Origin of the sequence: Ancylobacter koreensis, from assembly GCF_023016525.1 — a bacterium.
GTDB classification, from domain to species: Bacteria; Pseudomonadota; Alphaproteobacteria; order Rhizobiales; family Xanthobacteraceae; genus Ancylobacter; species Ancylobacter koreensis.
On the sequence record NZ_JALKCG010000001.1, the window covers coordinates 123,524 to 141,605 of the forward strand.

17 protein-coding genes are annotated in these 18,082 nt (G+C 70.0%); 7 read left to right on the forward strand and 10 right to left on the reverse strand.

Features of this window, described 5'->3' with window-relative positions; all coding sequences use genetic code 11:
- Positions 1-17: 17 nt before the first annotated feature.
- From lptM to MWN33_RS00595, 8 genes are all read right to left on the reverse strand, one after another.
- On the reverse strand, positions 18-230 hold the full coding sequence (gene lptM / locus MWN33_RS00560) for an LPS translocon maturation chaperone LptM (protein ID WP_247198134.1): 213 nt from the start codon (positions 228-230) through the stop codon (positions 18-20).
- Between the two features lie 149 nt (positions 231-379).
- A complete protein-coding gene (locus MWN33_RS00565; RefSeq protein WP_247198135.1) occupies positions 380-1,198 on the reverse strand; it encodes an exodeoxyribonuclease III in 819 nt (272 codons plus the stop codon).
- A gap of 134 nt (positions 1,199-1,332) precedes the next feature.
- Positions 1,333-2,130, reverse strand: a complete 798-nt coding sequence (locus MWN33_RS00570) for an outer-membrane lipoprotein carrier protein LolA (protein ID WP_247198136.1) — start codon at positions 2,128-2,130, stop codon at positions 1,333-1,335.
- A 171-nt stretch (positions 2,131-2,301) separates the two neighbouring features.
- Positions 2,302-4,794, reverse strand: a complete 2,493-nt coding sequence (locus tag MWN33_RS00575; RefSeq protein ID WP_425531960.1) for an FtsK/SpoIIIE family DNA translocase — start codon at positions 4,792-4,794, stop codon at positions 2,302-2,304.
- Between the two features lie 275 nt (positions 4,795-5,069).
- Positions 5,070-6,323 carry an aminotransferase class I/II-fold pyridoxal phosphate-dependent enzyme gene (locus tag MWN33_RS00580; RefSeq protein WP_247198138.1) on the reverse strand — a complete coding sequence of 418 codons (1,254 nt, stop codon included), beginning with the start codon at positions 6,321-6,323 and terminating at the stop codon, positions 5,070-5,072.
- A gap of 223 nt (positions 6,324-6,546) precedes the next feature.
- Positions 6,547-7,911, reverse strand: coding sequence for an ammonium transporter (locus tag MWN33_RS00585; RefSeq protein ID WP_247198139.1), 1,365 nt, complete (start codon positions 7,909-7,911; stop codon positions 6,547-6,549).
- 51 nt (positions 7,912-7,962) lie between these two features.
- Positions 7,963-8,301: a P-II family nitrogen regulator gene (locus MWN33_RS00590; protein WP_013168191.1), complete on the reverse strand. Its 339-nt coding sequence runs from the start codon at positions 8,299-8,301 to the stop codon at positions 7,963-7,965.
- Positions 8,302-8,621: 320 nt separating this feature from the next.
- Positions 8,622-9,497 (reverse strand): acyl-CoA thioesterase, encoded by an 876-nt coding sequence (locus MWN33_RS00595; RefSeq protein WP_247198140.1) that lies wholly within the window; start codon positions 9,495-9,497, stop codon positions 8,622-8,624.
- 126 nt (positions 9,498-9,623) lie between these two features.
- Between MWN33_RS00595 and MWN33_RS00600 the strand changes: the two genes are divergently transcribed.
- A complete protein-coding gene (locus MWN33_RS00600; protein WP_247198141.1) occupies positions 9,624-10,856 on the forward strand; it encodes a ubiquinone biosynthesis hydroxylase in 1,233 nt (410 codons plus the stop codon).
- A gap of 6 nt (positions 10,857-10,862) precedes the next feature.
- Here the strand turns inward: MWN33_RS00600 and MWN33_RS00605 are convergent, their stop codons facing one another.
- On the reverse strand, positions 10,863-11,090 hold the full coding sequence (locus MWN33_RS00605; protein ID WP_247198142.1) for a Trm112 family protein: 228 nt from the start codon (positions 11,088-11,090) through the stop codon (positions 10,863-10,865).
- Positions 11,091-11,200: 110 nt separating this feature from the next.
- Between MWN33_RS00605 and MWN33_RS00610 the strand changes: the two genes are divergently transcribed.
- Positions 11,201-11,875, forward strand: coding sequence for a GntR family transcriptional regulator (locus MWN33_RS00610; RefSeq protein WP_247198143.1), 675 nt, complete (start codon positions 11,201-11,203; stop codon positions 11,873-11,875).
- 187 nt (positions 11,876-12,062) lie between these two features.
- Here MWN33_RS00610 and MWN33_RS00615 read toward each other — a convergent pair whose 3' ends face one another.
- Complete coding sequence (locus tag MWN33_RS00615) at positions 12,063-12,866, reverse strand: gamma-glutamyl-gamma-aminobutyrate hydrolase family protein (RefSeq protein ID WP_247198144.1); 804 nt, start codon at positions 12,864-12,866, stop codon at positions 12,063-12,065.
- Positions 12,867-13,096: 230 nt separating this feature from the next.
- On the opposite strand from MWN33_RS00615, the gene MWN33_RS00620 reads away from it, so the two are divergent.
- The 5 genes from MWN33_RS00620 (at position 13,097) to MWN33_RS00640 (ending at position 18,073) form a co-directional block, all read left to right on the forward strand.
- Positions 13,097-14,512, forward strand: a complete 1,416-nt coding sequence (locus tag MWN33_RS00620; protein WP_247198145.1) for an MBOAT family O-acyltransferase — start codon at positions 13,097-13,099, stop codon at positions 14,510-14,512.
- A 13-nt stretch (positions 14,513-14,525) separates the two neighbouring features.
- A complete protein-coding gene (locus tag MWN33_RS00625) occupies positions 14,526-15,755 on the forward strand; it encodes an alginate O-acetyltransferase AlgX-related protein (RefSeq protein ID WP_247198146.1) in 1,230 nt (409 codons plus the stop codon).
- Positions 15,756-15,781: 26 nt separating this feature from the next.
- Positions 15,782-16,327 (forward strand): prolyl-tRNA synthetase associated domain-containing protein, encoded by a 546-nt coding sequence (locus MWN33_RS00630; RefSeq protein WP_247198147.1) that lies wholly within the window; start codon positions 15,782-15,784, stop codon positions 16,325-16,327.
- Between the two features lie 89 nt (positions 16,328-16,416).
- Positions 16,417-17,343, forward strand: coding sequence for a thioredoxin (gene trxA, locus MWN33_RS00635; RefSeq protein ID WP_247198148.1), 927 nt, complete (start codon positions 16,417-16,419; stop codon positions 17,341-17,343).
- A gap of 52 nt (positions 17,344-17,395) precedes the next feature.
- A complete protein-coding gene (locus MWN33_RS00640; RefSeq protein WP_247198149.1) occupies positions 17,396-18,073 on the forward strand; it encodes an LON peptidase substrate-binding domain-containing protein in 678 nt (225 codons plus the stop codon).
- Positions 18,074-18,082 lie beyond the last annotated feature (9 nt).

An 18,082-nucleotide genomic window follows, 5' to 3' on the forward strand; every position in this document is an offset into this window, starting at 1 on the left:
GGGGCCGGCGTCCGGGGTCAGAGCAGTCCGTCGAGGATGAAGGGCTGGTTCGGCTTCACCGGGCCCGTGTCCTTCGGCACCTTGCCGTCCGGGCCGGGCTGCGCCTGCGGCGAGTTCGGCGGCGGCTCCAGCGCGCCTTTCACGCCGCAGCCGCCCAGCGCCAGCGCGCCGGCGAGAGCAAGCGTCGCGGCAAGGATGCGGGTGGGGCGAAGCGGGGAACGGCGGGACAAGGAGGCTTCCTCGGCTTGGGACTCAACCTGAACGGACCGCGCCGCCGGAAGGCCCGCGCGGACGCTCGGCGCAAACTATAACGCCGGCGCGGGAAAGGCGAGCCCGCAAAGCGGCTTCGCGTACCGCCGGGGCCCGGCGGCGCGGCGCGTCACGCGTCGAACGTCACCACGACGGGCACGTGGTCGGAAGGGCGCTCCCAGCCGCGCGCCTCGCGCAGCACCGTCATGGCGCGCGCGGAAGGCGCCAGCGCCGGCGTCGCCCACACATGGTCGAGCCTCCGACCACGGTCGGAGGCGGCCCAGTCGGCCGCGCGGTAGCTCCACCAGGTGTAGAGCCTCTCCTGCGGCGGGATGAAGTTGCGCATCACGTCGACCCAGCGCCCCGCCGCCTGCAACCTCGCCAGCTTCTCCACCTCGATCGGCGTATGGCTCACCACGTCGAGAAGCTGCTTGTGGCTCCACACGTCGGTTTCCAGCGGGGCGATGTTGAGATCGCCCACCAGCACCGAGCGCGCCGCCGGGTCCTGCGGGTGCAGCGTCTCCCAGGCGGTCGCCTCGTCGAGGAAGGCCAGCTTGTGGCGGAACTTCTCGTTCACCGCCGGGTCGGGAATGTCGCCGCCCGCCGGGATGTAGAAATTATGAATGGTCAGCGGCGCCGCGAGCCCCGCCTCGCGGCCGAGCACCACCGAGATGTGGCGCGCATCGCCCATGTCGCAGAAGCCCTGCCGGCTCACCTCCTCGAACGGCCGCTTCGAGAGGATGGCGACGCCGTGATAGCCCTTCTGGCCGTGGATCGCGGCGTGGGGATAGCCGAACCTGGCGGCGTCCTTCAGCGGGAAGGCGTCGTCCGGCGTCTTCGTCTCCTGCAGGCAGATGACGTCCGGCTGCTGCTCGGCGGCGAGCTTGGCGACGAGACCGATGCGCAGGCGCACCGAATTGATGTTCCAGGTGGCGATGGAAAGCGGCAAGGCGGGCAAACCTGTCGAGGGCGGGATTCGGCCGCGACACTAGAGCATGTTCCGCCGAAGGTGAACGCGCCAGTCTGGTGTCCCGGTCGCCTACGGGCATCGGCCGGAGGCGCTTTCTCGCAGTGGCCTCGCCCTCAGTTCCGGTTGATCACGAACAGCGCCGGGTCCGGCCGGTCGGCGGTGTTGAGGTTGGAGACCGCGACCGTGGTGTCGTAGCCCTGCGGGTCCGTCACCGTCCACTGTTTGAGCTGCATGGTGTTGGCGTCGAACATGATCATCAGCCGGTAGGTGCCGACCATCGGCTGCTTCTCTTCCAGCACCACGGTGGCGAAGATGTCGTCCTGGTAGACGCCGGTGACGTTGGTGTTGCGGGCGAGGTCGAAATCCTCCGACAGCAGGAAGCGCAGCGGCGTCGCCGAGAGCGGGGAGATGTCCTGCGTCTTCAGCCGCTTGTCGCGCACCGCGACGGAACGCCCGTCGGCCACCAGCTCGATCGGGCTGGGAGGGGCATATTCGAACAGCACGCGGCCGGGCTTGAGGATGTAGAACTCGCCCTGCCGGCGCGTGCCGTCGGGATCGACCTGCACGAAGTCGCCGGTCATGGTCTTGAAGCTGTTGAAATAATCGCTGATGCGCTGGACCGTGTCGGCCGCCGCACGGCGGTTGGAGGCCGCCGCCATCTGGATGGTCGGATCGGCCTGCGCGCCGGCCGCCGCCGGCTTGGCCGCCACGGGCTTGGCCGCTGCCGGGCGGGCGGCGGGGGGCGCCACGGCGGCGGGGCTGGCCTGCGCCGTGCGGGTCATCGTGGCCTGTGCGGGCTTTTTCGGCGGCAGCGGCGCGGCGAAGGGAGGCGGAGGTACCTGCGCGAGCGCGGCGCCGGGCGGCAGCATCAGCAGGGCGGAAGCGGCGCAGGCGCGGATCAGATGGCGCATGGGCGCATCTCCATGGGGCACGTCGATGAGGCGCGACGCCGATTAGGCCGGCGCGGCGCGGAAATCCGTTCGGGCGACGCGGTTAGCGCGCCGCTGTGGCGATCCTGTGGCCCGGACGCTGGGGAAGGCGAAGCGCCCGCCCGGCGCCGGCGCATGTCGCCCCTCATCGGCTCAATACCCTTCCGCACCGGCGGATTCGGCGAGAATCTCGCGCTTGCCGGCATGGTTGGCCGGACCCACCAGTCCCTCGCGTTCCATGCGCTCGACCAGCGAGGCGGCGCGGTTGTAGCCGATCTGCAGCCGGCGCTGGATGTAGGAGGTGGAGCACTTCTTGTCCCGCAGCACCACGGCCACCGCCTGGCTGTAGAGGTCGCCGCCCTCCTCGCCGCCCATGGCCGACTTGTCGAAGACGGCGCCGTCCTCGCCCTCCTCGTCGATATCGGTCGTCACGGCGTCGAGATAGTCGGGCGCGCCCTGCGCCTTCAGGTGCTCGACGACGCGCTCGACCTCCTGATCGGAGACGAAGGGGCCGTGCACGCGCGAGATGCGCCCGCCGCCCGCCATGTAGAGCATGTCGCCCTGGCCGAGGAGCTGTTCGGCGCCCATCTCGCCGAGGATGGTCCGCGAGTCGATTTTGCTCGTCACCTGGAAGGAGATGCGGGTCGGGAAGTTGGCCTTGATGGTGCCGGTGATGACGTCGACCGACGGGCGCTGCGTCGCCATGATGAGGTGGATGCCGGCGGCGCGCGCCATCTGGGCGAGGCGCTGGATGGCCCCCTCGATGTCCTTGCCGGCGACCATCATCAGGTCGGCCATCTCGTCCACCACGATGACGATGTAGGGGATCGGCGAGAGGTCCATCTCCTCGCGCTCGTAGATCGCCTCGCCGGTCTCCTTGTCGAAGCCGGTCTGCACGGTGCGCACGATCTGCTCGCCTTTGGCCTGCGCCTCGGCGATGCGGGCGTTGAAGCCGTCAATGTTGCGCACGCCGACCTTCGACATCTTGCGGTAGCGCTCCTCCATCTCGCGCACCGCCCATTTCAGGGCCACCACGGCCTTCTTGGGGTCGGTGACGACCGGGGAGAGCAGATGGGGGATCCCGTCATAGACCGAGAGCTCCAGCATCTTGGGGTCGATCATGATGAGCCGGCAGTTCTCCGGCCGGTGCCGGTAAAGCAGGCTCAGGATCATCGTGTTGATGGCGACCGACTTGCCCGAGCCTGTGGTGCCGGCGACGAGCAGGTGCGGCATGCGGGCCAGGTCGACAATCACCGGCTCGCCGCCGATGGTCTTGCCCAGCGCGATGGCGAGCTTGTGCGCCGCCTCGCCGAAATCGCGGGCGGCCAGTATCTCGCGCAGCAGCACCTTGTCGCGCTTGGGGTTGGGCAGCTCGATGCCGATGGCGTTCTTGCCCGGGATCACCGCGACGCGGGCCGAGATCGCGCTCATCGAGCGGGCGATGTCGTCGGCGAGGCCGATGACGCGGCTCGACTTGATGCCCGGCGCCGGCTCCAGCTCATAGAGCGTCACGACAGGACCGGGGCGCGCATTGACGATGGCGCCGCGCACGCCGAAATCGTCCAGCACGCCTTCCAGCAGCCGGGCGTTCTCGTCCAGCGCCTCGCGCGGCAGGGCGGGACCGCTGCGCGGGGGCGGCGGCGTCAGCAGGTCGAGGCCGGGCATCATGTAGCGGCGGCGCTGCTCCTCCAGCGCGGCGCGCCCGCCACGGATCGAGCGCAGCGGCGGCGGGCGGCGATTGGGGGAAGCCGGAGGCGCGGGCGGGGCTTCCGGAGCGATGCGGTCGAGGTCGCCCGCCACGGCGTCATCGTCCTCCGCCTCGAAGCCGGCCGATTCGAAGCCGGCCACATCATCCTCGGGGTCGAAATCGTCACGCCCGTGAAAACTCGGCTCGTGGCGCGAGCCGCGCGCCGGCGGCAGGTCGTCTTCCTCGTCCATGCCGAAGGCACCGCGCAGCCGCTCGCCCAGAGGGCGCCGTTCGCGCACCGGACGGCGCGGCGTGTCCGAGCCGAAACGCGCCTTCGCCGACAGGACGGCGTGCGTCGCCATGCCGAGCACGAAGGCGAGCCGGCCCGGCTCGTCATCCTCGTAGCCCGCCTCCTCGTCCTCGTCCTCCGCCGGCGCCTCGCCGCCGCGCAGCCCGCCGCCGACGGCGATGGGCAGGGCAATGCCGGCGCCGAGCAGGCAGACCGCGCCGATCACCGCATAGTCGAGCGTACCGAGCCAGGCGGCGCGGAAGGCGGCCGGCACCGCCAGCACGCCCTCGCCCAGCACGCCGCCGAGCCCGCTCGGCAGCGGCCAGGTGCCGAAGCGCGGCAGGCAGGCGGCGAAGCCCGCGGCGAACACGACCCCAAGAACCAGCGCAATGGCACGCGCGCGCGGCCGGCGCGGGCGCCGATGCGTGAGGACCAGCCAGCCCCAGACGCCGAGCGGCAGCACCACCGCGAGCGCGGCGACGCCGAAAAGCTGCATGAGAAGGTCGGCGAACATCGCGCCGGGAAGGCCGAGGAAGTTCGACGGCGCCGCCGCGCTGGAGCGGCTGAGGCTGGGGTCGTCTGCCGACCAGCTCGCCAGCGCGAGGAGCATGAGGGCGCTCAGCGCCAGCAAAGCGAGGCCGACCAGTTCCGCCGCGCGACGACCGAGCAGGCCCTTAATCTCCTCGGGAAGGAAGCCGCCCTGCGTGCTCTTGCGGCGCCCGCCCTTGGCGCGCACCACCGGCCGGCCGGCCGTCTTGGCGGCCAGCTTGGCGCCCGCCTTGCCGGTTGGCGCCGTGTTGGGCGGACGTCCCGCGCGGCCGCCGCTGCGCGCCGGCAGGGCCTCCGACAGGTCCCGCGCCGCGCGCGGCGCCGACGGCGAAAGGCGTCCCATCTGCCCCATGTCGCGTCCCGTTTCCCGGCCCATGCCCGCCCGCCCCCTGCGCTTCAGGACAGGCCGGCCAGCAGGCGCGGCAGCGCCGCCTGCGTGGTGGCGAGGTCCTGCACCAGCGCGATGCGCAGATAGTCGGCGCCCGGATTGCGCCCATCGGCCCCCGTGCGGCAGAGATAGCCGCCGGGCACGGTGCGCAGCCCCTCCCGCTGCCACAGCCGGCGGGCCGCCGCCTCGCCGCCGCCCACGGAAGCGACGTTCAGCCAGAGGAAGAAGCCGCCATCCGGCCGCTCATAGTCGAAATGGCCGGCCAGCACGCGGTCGGCGAGGTCGAACTTGGCGCGGTAGAGATCGCGGCTCGCCGCCACATGCGCCTCGTCGGCCAGCGCCGCGACGCCCACCCATTGCAGCGGCTCGGGCACCTGCGGCGCGGCAACGTTGCGGAAATCGGCGAAGGCCTCGATGAAGCGCGCGTCGCCGGCGCAGAAACCGCAGCGCAGGCCCGGCAGGCTGGAGCGCTTGGACAGCGAGTTGAAGGCCACGACGCCGGCGAAATCGGCACCCGCGACCTCAAGAATGCCGGTCGGCGGCGCGTCCCCCAGCCAGATCTCGGAATAGCACTCGTCCGCAAAGACCATCACCTCATGGGCGCGGCAGAGCGCGACGAGCCGCTCCAGATAGGCGCGCGGAGCGATGGTGCCCTGCGGGTTGGCGGGAGAGGCGAAATAGAGCGCGACGGCGCGGTCGAGCAGGTCCGGGGTCAGCGCATCGAGGTCCGGCAGCCAGCCCCCGCCCGGCGGCAGCGGCAGGTCGACGCTCGCGCAGCCGGCGGCCTCCGCCCCCGCGCCATAGGCGGCGTAGAACGGGTTGGGCAGCAGCACCACCGGCGCACTGTTGCCGAGCAGCACGTGCTTGCGTGGCGAGAGCAGGCGGCGGGCCATCAGCGCGGCGAAGAACAGCCCCTCGCGCGAACCGTTGAGCACCAGCACCTCGCGCTCGGCGTCCGGCGCGCGGGCGAGCGCATAGCGGCGGGCGAACCAGTCGGAGGCGGCGCGGCGGAACTCGGGCAGACCCTTGCCGGCGGGGTAGCGGCCGAAGCCGTCGAGATGGGTCGCCAGCACCTCGCCGACGAAATCCGGCATGGCGTGGCGCGGCTCGCCGACGGCGAGGCTCAGCGCCGGCTTGCCGGGCGCGATGTCGGCCAGGAGTTCGGTGAGGCGCACGAAGGGCGAGCGGGCCGCCGGCCCGGGATCGGGAACCGGGAGCGCCGCCGAATCGCTCGCCACGCCTTGGAAAACGGGATCGGACACCGGGAAAACGTCTCGCCTCGCGCCACGGGAATGCGGCGTCTCGCACCAGAATAGGCCGGCGCGGTAAAGGCGTTCTTAACCATGGAAGGCGGCGGCAGGCTCGCGGTGAAAAGCCCTCCAATGAAAAAGACCCCGGCACGAGGGCCGGGGTCCCAGAGGCAGCGGGAGGCTGCGGGTAGGGAAGCGCCGGCGCGGGGAAGGGCCCGCCGCGCCGGGAAGCCGATCAGCTGTGGTAGGCGCGCTCGCCGTGCTCGACGATGTCGAGACCCTCGCGCTCCTTCTCCACCGACGGACGCAGGCCGACGATGATGTTGACGATGTAGTAGAGGATCGCCGAGACGACGCCGCACCACACGATGGTCATGCCGACCGCCTGGATCTGCACCCACACCTGGTGGCCCATCTCGTAGTCGGCGATGCCCGGGCCGCCGAGCGCCGGAGCGACGACGATGCCGGTGCCGATGGCGCCGACGATGCCGCCCACGCCATGGACGCCGAACACGTCGAGGCTGTCGTCATAGCCGAGCGCGTTCTTGATGGTGGTGCAGAAGAAGAAGCAGACGATCGAGGCGACGAAGCCGAGGACGATCGCGCCCAGCGGGCCCGACAGGCCGGCCGCCGGGGTGATGGCGACGAGGCCCGCCACCATGCCGGAGATCGCGCCGAGCATGGAGGGCTTGCCCTTGGCCAGCCACTCGATGAGGGTCCAGCCCACGATCGCGCCGGCGGTGGCGACGAAGGTGTTGATCACGGCGAGCGTGGTGCCGGCATTGGCCTCCAGGTTGGAGCCGGCGTTGAAGCCGAACCAGCCGACCCACAGGACGCTGGCGCCGACCATCGCGAAGGGCAGCGAGTGGGGAGGCATCAGTTCCTTGCCGAAGCCGGTGCGCTTGCCGATGATGATGCAGCCCACGAGGCCCGCGATACCGGCATTGATGTGCACCACGGTGCCGCCGGCGAAGTCCAGGGCGCCCATGGCGAACAGGTAGCCTTCCGAGAACCACACCATGTGGGCGATCGGGAAGTATACGAACGTCACCCAGAGGATGCAGAACAGCACGATCGCCGAGAACTTCATGCGCTCGGCGAAGGCGCCGATGATCAGCGCGGGGGTGATGGCCGAGAAGGTCATCTGGAAGACGATGAAGATGTATTCGGGGATCTTCACATTGGCCGAGAAGGTGTCGGCCAGGCTCTCCGTCGTGACGCCCGCGAGGAAGGCCTTCTCGAAGCCGCCGATGAAGGCGTTGCCCGAGGTGAAGGCGAGCGAGTAGCCATAGGCGACCCAGATGAGCATCATCACCGCGGCGATGACGGTGACCTGCATCAGCACGGACAGCATGTTCTTGGCGCGCACGAGGCCGCCATAGAACAGGGCGAGGCCCGGCACGGTCATGAACAGCACGAGGATGGACGAGATCATCATCCAGGTGATGTCGCCCTTGTCCACGGTGGCGACCGCGGCAGCGGCCTCGGCGGTGGCTTCCGCGCCGGTGGCCGGGTTGTCCTGGGCGAACGCGGCGGCGGCGAACAGCGCCGTGGCCGCCAGCGCGGGAATTCCCGCCCGTATCCAGTTCTTCGTCGTCATGGGTTCAATGCTCCGTCGCAATCGGAAAATGTCGGGATGAGTGACGCGGGCTCAGAGCGCGTCGGCGTCGGTCTCGCCGGTGCGGATGCGCACGGCCTGGTCGATCGCATAGACGAAGATCTTGCCGTCGCCGATCTGGCCGGTCTTGGCCGAAGTGGTGATGGCGTCGATGACCTTGGAAACCTGATCGGAAGGCACGGCCACCTCGATCTTGAGCTTCGGCAGGAAGCTCACCGCGTATTCCGCGCCGCGATAGATCTCGGTGTGGCCCTTCTGACGGCCGTATCCCTTGACCTCCGTGACGGTCAGTCCGTGCACACCGATCCCAGTGAGCGCATCCCGGACCTCCTCAAGCTTGAAAGGCTTGATGATAGCCATGACGATCTTCATGGTTCCTGTCCCCGCTTGGCCCCGAACCGCTTTTGCAGGTTTCCGGGCGTTTCATGTCGGACTCGGCCAGGCGGATTACACTCAAATCCTCGGTCAAGCCGACGACAGGGAATCAATTCGCGTGCCAACCGTGTGCGGCAAACGGTTTGTGTTCATTCGAACGGTGGTACGCGACATTGATGGCCGTCGCGGAATCGTGAGTCGGCGGCATTTTGGGGCGGGGCCGGCGGGGCCGGCACAATGGCCGCTGCTCATTTCTTGATCGACGCGGCGTGCCACGATCGGAACCCGCCCCACAATTGCCACAAGCTGATTAATATTCAGGCAGATGCATCGCTCTTAGGCGTCACCGGGCGAATCAGCCCCTCTTGCGCCACCGAGGCGACCAGCCGGCCGGCACGGTTATAGACCAGTCCCCGCGCAAGGCCGCGCGCGCCGGAGGCGCTCGGGCTGTCCTGCATGTAGAGCAGCCAGTCGTCGGCGCGGAACGGGCGATGCAGCCACAGCGCATGGTCGAGGCTGGCCGCCTGGATGTTCTGACCGAGCACGCTGGCGCCGTGCACCAGCGTCGTCGATTCGAGCAGCGTCATGTCGCTGGCATAGGCGAGCACGGCACGGTGCAGGCCGGCATCGTCCGGCAGGGCGCCGGCGGCGCGGAACCACACGGCCCGGCACGGCGCCGTGCGCGGCTCGCCGAGCCCCACCGGCTTCAGCTCGATCGGGCGGGGGCGCATCCAGTAGTCCAGAACCGGCTGCGGCAGCCGCGCGCGCGCATCGTCAGGCAGATCGCCGATGCCCGGCACTTCCTCCGGCGAGGGCACCGCCATGTCGAGGTCGAGCTGGTGCTCCAGCCCCGGCTCCTCGCGGTGGAACGACACCGACATGATGAAGATCGGCCGGCCGTGCTGAATGGCGACGGTGCGCCGCGTGGCGAAGCTGCGCCCGTCCCGCACCCGCTCCACCTCGTAGACGATGGGCACGGCAGGATCGCCGCCGAGCAGGAAATAGGCGTGCATGGAATGGGCGGCGAGCCCGACCGTACGCTGCGCCGCCACCAGCGCCTGCGCCAGCACCTGCCCGCCGAACACGCGGGTACGGAACGGCCAGCTCTCCGGCGGGTTGGAGCCGCGGAACAGGTTCTCCTCCAGCGGTTCCAGATCGAGCAGGCCGACGAGCTCGGCAACGTTGTTCGACATTGGAGGCGGCTCTCCTGCGTGCGGCGCGCGGCTTTGACCGGGCGCATTGTTCGAGGCGGGTAGCTAAGGCATATGATGCCCGGCGCACAATCCGGGCGTTGGGCGAAGAAGACGGGAGCGAGGGCGATGGAACGGCGGCAGACCTATGACGCGGTGATCGCCGGCGGTGGCCTGGCCGGTCTCTCCCTTGCGCTGGCGCTGCGGCAGGGGCTGGGCGCCGGCGCCCGGCTCGCCGTCGCCGACCCCGCCTTTGCCGCCGCGCGCCCGGCGAGCACGGACCTACGCGCCTCCGCCATCGCCGCCGGCGCCCGCCGGCTGTTCGAGGCGCTCGGCGTGTGGGAGGCGGTCGCGGCCGAGGCGGAACCCATCCTCGCCATGGAGATCACCGATTCGAAGCTGGGCGACGCCGCGCGGCCCATCTTCCTGTCCTTCGACGGCGAGGTCGAGCCGGGCGAGCCCTTCGCTCATATGGTGCCGAATGCCCGGCTGCAGGACGCGATGACCGAGCTTGCGCGCGCGCGCGGCATCGATCTGTTGCCGACCACCGTCTCGGGCTTCGCCGCCGGCCCGACACACACCGCCCTCACCTTCGCGGACGGCAGCGCGGCGAATGCCGCCCTGCTCGCCGCCTGCGACGGCGCCCGCTCGAAGCTGCGCGCGCTGGCCGGCATCGGCGTCACCGGCTGGCCCTATGGCCAGTCCGCCCTCGTCATGACGGTCGGCCACGAGCGCCCGCATGGCGGCAAGGCGATCGAGCATTTCCTGCCCGCCGGCCCCTTCGCCATGCTGCCGCTGACCGGCAATCGCTGCTCCATCGTCTGGACCGAGGCGACCGACACCGCCGCCCGCCTGCTCGCCCTGCCGCGTGTGCTTCTGAAGGACGAGCTGGAGCGCCGCTTCGGGCTGGAGCTGGGCGAGATCGAGATTCTCGACGAGCCGAAGGCGTTCCCGCTCGGCTTCCAGATGGCGCGTGCCTTTATCGGCGAGCGGCTGGCGCTGGTGGGCGATGCCGCGCACACCATCCATCCCATCGCCGGACAGGGCATCAATATGGGCCTGCGCGACGTCGCGGCGCTGGCGGAAGCCGTCACCGACGCCGCCCGGCTCGGCCTCGATATCGGCGGGCCGGACGTGCTGGAACGCTACCAGCGCTGGCGCCGCTTCGACACGCTGGCCATGGGCATGGCGACGGACGGGCTGAACCGGCTGTTCGGCATCCGCTCGGACGCGGTGCGCCTGGTACGCGACGTCGGCCTTGGCCTTGTCGAGCGTCTGCCGGCGCTGAAGTCCTTCTTCATCCGCGATGCCGCCGGCATCGGCGGCAAGGCGCCCAGGCTCCTGCGCGGCGAGGCGCTCTGAAGCGTCCTAGCGTGCCACCTCTTCCTCGGTGAGCGTGCGCGCCTCGTCGGCCAGCATGATCGGGATGCCGTCGCGGATCGGATAGGCGAGCCGGGCGGCGCGTGAGACCAGCTCGCGGGCCTCGCGGTCATAGTCGAGCGGGCCCTTCGTCACCGGGCACACCAGCAGTTCGAGCAGCTTCGGGTCGATCTCGTAGCCGGAACGGGCGGCGGGCTTGTCGGCATTCACGGTCATGGGCGCGGCCTTCTCGATGTCGGCGACGGCAGGTCGGCGACGGCGACGGATTCCCGCTATATAGCGCAGCAAGCTGACATTCTCACGTCGGCACCGCACGACATGGACCGATGGACGCACAGGCCCTCGACCTCTCCCTCGAACCGCGCCTCGACGGCGAGACCCTGCAGCAATGGGTTTTCCGCCGGCTGCGGCGCTCGGTCATGGCCGGCCGCTTCCCGCCGGGCAAGGCGGTGACGATACGCGGGCTCGCCGACGCGCTCGGCGTCTCCTCCATGCCGGTGCGCGAGGCGCTTGCGCGACTGGTGGCCGAGCGCGCGCTGGTCCTGCTCGACAATCGCCGCGTGCGGGTGCCGGAGATGACTGCCCGCCGCTTCGAGGAGCTGATGGCGGCGCGCACCCTGCTGGAATGCGAGGCGGCGGCGCGCGCGCTGGCGGTGGCGGACGCGCCCTTCATCGCCCGTCTCGACGCGCTCAATCGCGAATCCGACGCGGCGGTGGCGGCCGACGACATCGAGGCGATGATCGAGACCAACCTCGCCTTCCACGCCGCGCTCTATGGCGGGCGGCCGGACAACGTGCTGCTGCCGCTGATCGAATCGGTGTGGCTGCAGATCGGCCCGTTCATGCGCCTCGCGCTGGCCGATCTGGAGCGCCACTACACGGTCGACCGCCACGCGGAGGCCCTCGCCGCGTTGCGGGCCGGCGACGCGGCAGCGCTGCGCCGCGCTATCGAGGCCGACATACGCGACGGCATCGGCCATCTGCTGGCGCAGCTCGGGTAGGGACGGGAGCGCCCGCCCAACACCCTGTATGCCCGCAGCCCCCACGACGTCATGCCCGGGCTTGACCCGGGCATCCATGGCCTGAAGGATGAGCCAATGGAAAGACGCGCATCCCCGGGTCAAGCCCGGGGATGGCGTTGGACAGGTGGGAGGACGCGGTGCGGGGGCGCGCGCCCCTGCGCAAATCTCAGCCCACGGCCTTCAGCTTCGGCTTGCGTGAGCGGGCCTCGGCGTGGAGCCGGGCCGCCGCGCCGAAGGCGGTGAACACGCCGGTGGACAGCCGGTCCTGCCAGAAGCGCCATTCCGGGTGCCATTGGATGGCGATGTTGAAGCCCGGCGCGTCCGGCACGCGGAAGGCCTCGACCGTGCCGTCCTCGGCGCGAGCCTCGACGACAAGGCCCGGCGCCAGATTTGCCACGCCCTGACCGTGCAGCGAGTTGACCCGCCAGCGGTCCGCGCCGGCAAGGCCCGCCAACAGGCCGCCCGGCTCCAGTTCCACATCGTGCGCGGGCCCATACTGGGTGTCGATGTCGCGGGAGGAATCCTCGCGGTGGTCGAAGCGGCCGGGCTGCTCGTAGAGCTTCTGGAACAGCGTGCCGCCGACCGCGACGTTCATCTCCTGGAAGCCGCGGCAGACGCCGAACAGCGGCACGCCGCGCTCCAGCGCCGCGCGGATCAGCGGCAGCGAGATGTCGTCCCGATAGGGATCGGCCGGCAGCGGCGGATCGTGCGGGACGTCGCCATAATGCTGCGGGCCGACATTGGAGGGGCTGCCCGGCAGGAAGATGCCGTCGACGAGGTCGAAGATCTCGTCCATCACCACCTGCTCGGGCGCCATGTCGGCATCCACCGCCGAGATGGTGCCGGGGATGAGCACGGGCATCGCCTGCGCCCCGCGCGCGACAGCATAGATGTACTTCTCCGTGACGCCATGGACCACATGGCCGCCGCTCGCCTTCACGTCGCTGATCACGCCGATGACTGGACGCATGATGTCTCCCGCCTTCCGTGCGCCAGATGTGGGCCCGGCCCCCGGCGCCTGTCAACGCCAGCCGGGGCACGGCCGCCATGCGCGGCCACAATGCGGAACGCGGGATGCGAAGGGGCGCCGCCGGGCCGGCGTATCGCTGCGCCTTCTTTGCCGAGGGTTTCCGGTCGCCGCCCTTCGTGTAAGAAGAAGGCCGCACGCTATCGACACACGACACCCGCCGCCGGGGCCCCATGGTTTTCTCGTCCGTCTCGTTTCTCTTCTATTTCCTGCCGGCGTTCCTCATCTGCTATTTCGCGATGCCCGGCGTGCGGGCGCGCAACCTCACGCTGCTTGCCTTCTCGCTGGTGTTCTACGCCTGGGGCGGCGTCGCCAATGTCGCCGTGCTCGCCGTGTCCATCGTGGCGAACTACCTGTTCGCGCTGCTGATCGACCCGCGCTCGGAGCCGTGGCGCCTGCGCGTGCTGGCGCTCGCCGTGGCGACCAATCTCGCCGGGCTGATCGCCTTCAAATATGCCGGCTTCCTCGCCGAGAACGTGAACCTGCTGCTGCCCGCGACGCTGCAGCTTCCCGTGGTGCACCCGGACCTGCCGCTCGGCATCTCCTTCTTCACCTTCCACGCCATCTCCTATCTCGTCGACGTCTACCGCCGGAAGGCGCGGGCGAATGGGCGCTTCGAGGAGATCGCGGTCTACATCACCATGTTCCCGCAGCTCGTCGCGGGCCCGATCGTGCGCTACTCGACCATCGCGCACCGCATCCGAACGCGGCGCACCACGCTGGGGCGCGTGTCGGCCGGGCTTCGCATCTTTGTGATCGGCCTGTCGTGGAAGGTGCTGATCGCCGATCAGGTAGCGCCCATCGTCGGGCTGGTATTCGACAAGATCGCCACGCCCAACCTCGCCGAGGCGTGGCTCGGCGTCTGCGCCTATTCGCTGCAGATCTATTTCGACTTCGGCGGCTATTCCAACATGGCCATCGGCCTCGCCCTCGCCATGGGCCTGAAGTTCCCGCGCAACTTCGACCTGCCCTACGGCGCGCAGTCGATCACCGATTTCTGGCGCCGCTGGCACATGAGCCTGTCGAGCTGGTTCCGCGACTATGTGTACATCCCGCTCGGCGGCAACCGGCGCGGTCATGTGCACACGGCGGTGAACCTGTGGACCGTGTTCCTGCTGTGCGGCATCTGGCACGGAGCGAGCTGGACCTTCGTGATCTGGGGCATCCACCACGGCACCTTCCTGGTGCTGGAGCGCACACGCTTCGGCGCGGCGCTGCATGCCGGCCCGCGCGTGCTGCGCCACGTCTATCTGCTGGCGGTGGTGCTCACCGGCTGGGTGTGGTTCAGGGCCAACTCCCTGCAGGACGCGATAACCCTGTTCCACGGCCTCGCGGGGCTGAACGGCATAGGCACGCTCGACGTGAACCTCATCACCGAGCTGAAGCCGATGACCATCGCGGTCATGATCCTCGCCTGGCCGCTCGCCATGTTCGGCCTGCCCGCGCCGGGCGCGAAGAAGCTGTCGCAGAAGGTGCGCTTCGCGCTCTATGGCCTCACCGACTCGGTTGTGGTCGCGCTGCTGTTCGCCCTGTGCATCCTGTCGATCGGCGCGGCGAGCTACTCGCCCTTCCTCTATTTCCGGTTCTGAGGGGAGACGCGGCATGCCCTTGATCATGGCCTTCCGCCGCTGGTGGGCGATCGTCTTCGTCGCGGTGCTCACCCTGCCGACCATCGGCTTGTTCACGCCCGACATGCCCGCCCCGATGCGCACCCAGCTCGAACCGGAGGCCCGCTGGTGGGAACACGCCTCCCAGCGGCTCGACCCCTACATCAATAATTTCTTCGGCTTCCGCGGCGCGGTGCTGGCGGCGCACCGGCAGTATCTGCGCTTCATCCGCGAGCCCACCGGCGGGCGCGTGCTGGAAGGCACCGACGGCAGCCTGTTCCTGCGCAATGACGGCGCTCTCGAACAGTCCATCGGCCGGCTCGTGCGCCCGCAGGCCATCGAGCGCCTCGTCATCCTCGGCCACGAGCTGCAGGACCTCGTGGCACCGTGGGGCGGCAAGCTGATCATGACGCTGCCCCCGAACGCCCACACCGCCCGCTTCGACGTGCTGCCCGAATACGCCCGCCGCCAGCGGCTGGAGCCGAACGAGTACGACATCATCGACGGGCGCATGAAGGAGGACGGCATCACCTTCGTCGACCTGCGCCCCGTCGTCGCCGAGGTGGCCAAGACCGGCCCGGCCTATTACCGCTACGACACCCACTGGAACCAGCGCTCGGGGCTCGCCGCCTTCAACGCGGTGATGGATGCCGCCGGACGGCCGGACCTCGACATCGCGGAGAAGGACGCGCTCGGCCCGCCCGAACGGGTCACGACGCGCGACCTGCTGCGCCTCGCCAACATCGAATCGCGCGACCCGCCGGACGTACAGTTCGGCTGGAAGCCGCCGGTCGGCGGGCCGCACAAGCTGGAGCCGCTGAAGGGCGTCATCGACGAGGAGAAGGCCCGCAATTTCGGCTTCGACGCCTATGCGACCGGGCATGAAGGACCGCGCATCATGGTGATCGGCGATTCCTTCACCCAGAGCTTCTGGCGCAACCCGATGGCCTATCGCAGCTCCGCCTTCGTCTGGCTGCACCATCAGGGCTGCACCTTCGACCGCGGCGCCATCGAGCGCTTCAAGCCCGACATCCTGATCTACGCTCCGACCGAGCGGTTCTTGACCTGCTACGACTGGACCCGAACGCCGCTCCGCAACACCGCCGGCGAGCCGGCGCGCTCGCGCACCCGCACGCCTTCCGAGGCGCCGAGCGATCCCGCCGCCGTTCCGCAGGCACCGCCCGCCGGCGTCATGCCCGCCCCCTCCACCCGGCCGGGCGGCTGAGCCCCCTACCGCTGCAAGGCACGTCCATGTCTGATCCCACCCCGTCCGCCACGCCGCTTTCCTCGCAGGACCTCCTCGCCCGCCTCGCCGAGCTCGGCATCGAGACGCGCACGGTCGAGCACCCGCCGCTGTTCACGGTGGAGGATTCGCAGGCACTGCGCGGCGACATTCCCGGCGGCCACACCAAGAACCTGTTCCTCAAGGACAAGAAGGGGAATCTGTTCCTCGTCGTGGTGGAGGAGGAGGCGCGCGTCGACCTCAAGAGCCTGCACGTGCCGCTCGGGGCGGCGAGCCGGCTCTCCTTCGGCAGCGCCGAGCTGATGGAGGAGGTGCTTGGCGTGAAGCCCGGCGCGGTCACCGCCTTCGGCCCGGTCAACGACACCGAGGGGCGCATCACCGTGGTGCTCGACGCCGAGCTGATGGAGCATGAGGCGATCAACTGCCACCCGCTGGTGAACACCGCCACAACCACTATTGCCCGCGACGACCTGCTGCGCTTCCTGCGCGCCACCGGGCACGAGCCTCTGATCCTTGCCGTGCCGCGCCGCACGGCGGAGGCGGACGAGGCGTAAGCGCCCGCGCCCGTTGCATTCGCGGCACGGCGGACCATCTTAGACAGCGAAAACCATCCTCATTGCCGAGCTCATTGCGAGGACGTCCCATGTTGCTCAACCAGCCCTCCTCCCCGGCCGCGAACGGTGGCGACGCACCAGCCGGCGATGGCGTCGTGATCGACGTCACGACCCGCGACTTCATGAAGGAGGTCGTTGAGGAATCGCGCAAGCGCCCGGTGCTGGTCGACTTCTGGGCGCCGTGGTGCGGCCCCTGCAAGCAGCTCACGCCGATCATCGAGAAGGTGGTCCGCGCCGCCAAGGGCAAGGTGCGCCTCGCCAAGATGAACACGGACGAGCATCCCGCCATCGCCCAGCAGCTCGGCATCCAGTCGCTGCCCACCGTCTACGCCTTCGTCAACGGCCAGCCTGTCGATGGCTTCATGGGTGCCCAGCCGGAGACGCAGGTGCAGGCGCTGGTCGACCGCCTCGCCGCCGCCTCGGGCGGGGGCGACATCGCCGAGGTGGTCGCCTCGGCCGAGGCCGCGCTCGCCGAGGGCGATCTCGTCGGCGCCGCCGAAATCTTCGCCGCCGTGCTCGGTGAGGAGCCGGCCAACCTCAAGGCGCTGGCCGGCCTCGCCCGCGCGCAGCTTCTCGCCGGCGATCTCGAACAGGCCAAGGCGACGCTGGCGCTGGCGCCGGAGAGCGCCGCAAACGACAGCGGCCTCGCCGCCGTGCGCGCCGCCATCGAGCTGGAGGAGGCCGCGGCCGAGCTCGGCGACGTGCGCGAGCTGGAAGCTCGCGTCGCCGCCAACCCGCTCGACCATCAGGCACGCTTCGACCTTGCCCTGGCGCTCAACGCGCGCGGCATGCGCGAGGAGGCCGCCGACCACCTGCTTTCCATCGTGCGCAAGGATCGCGCCTGGGAAGACGACGGCGCGCGCAAGCAGCTTGTGCAGTTCTTCGAGGCCTGGGGGCCGACCGACGAGCACACCGTCGCCGGCCGCCGCCGCCTCTCCTCGATCCTGTTCGCCTGACGCACGGCGCGCCAGCCCGGAAAGCCTAGAGGCACACGCCGCAAGGAACCCCATGGCGATCAACCGTCCCTACAAGGACCCGTCCGAGCTGGCGCCGATCATCCCGCTCTTTCCGCTGGAGGGGGCACTGCTGCTGCCGCGCTGCCAGTTGCCGCTCAACATCTTCGAGCCGCGCTACGTCGCGATGATCGACGCCGTTCTCGGCAGCCATCGCCTGATCGGCATCATCCAGACCGCCCCGGTGCAGCCCGCGCTCACCGTGCCGGGGGCGCCGGAGATCGTCGAGGTCGGCTGCGTCGGGCGCATCACGGAGATCGCCGAGAGCGGCGACGGGCGCTACCTGCTCAATCTCAGCGGCATCGCCCGTTTCCGCGTCGTGGCGGAGGTCGATTCCGGCACGCCCTTCCGGCAGGCGCGCGTCGACTATGCCCCGTTCCGCGACGACTTCACGCCCAATCTCGGCGCCGACGCGGTGGACCGGGGCACGCTGCTGCGCACGCTGGCCGCCTATCTCGACGCCAACCGGCTGGAAGCGGACTGGGAGAGCATCAAGGACGCGCCGAACGAGGCGCTGGTCAACGCGCTCGCCATGATGGCGCCCTTCGGGCCGCGCGAGAAGCAGGCGCTGCTGGAGGCCTCCAGCCTCGCCGCCCGCGCCGAGATGCTGATTGCCGTCACCCAGATGTCGATGGCCCGCACCGGCGGCGAAGGCGACGGCACGCTTCAGTAAATCCCGCAG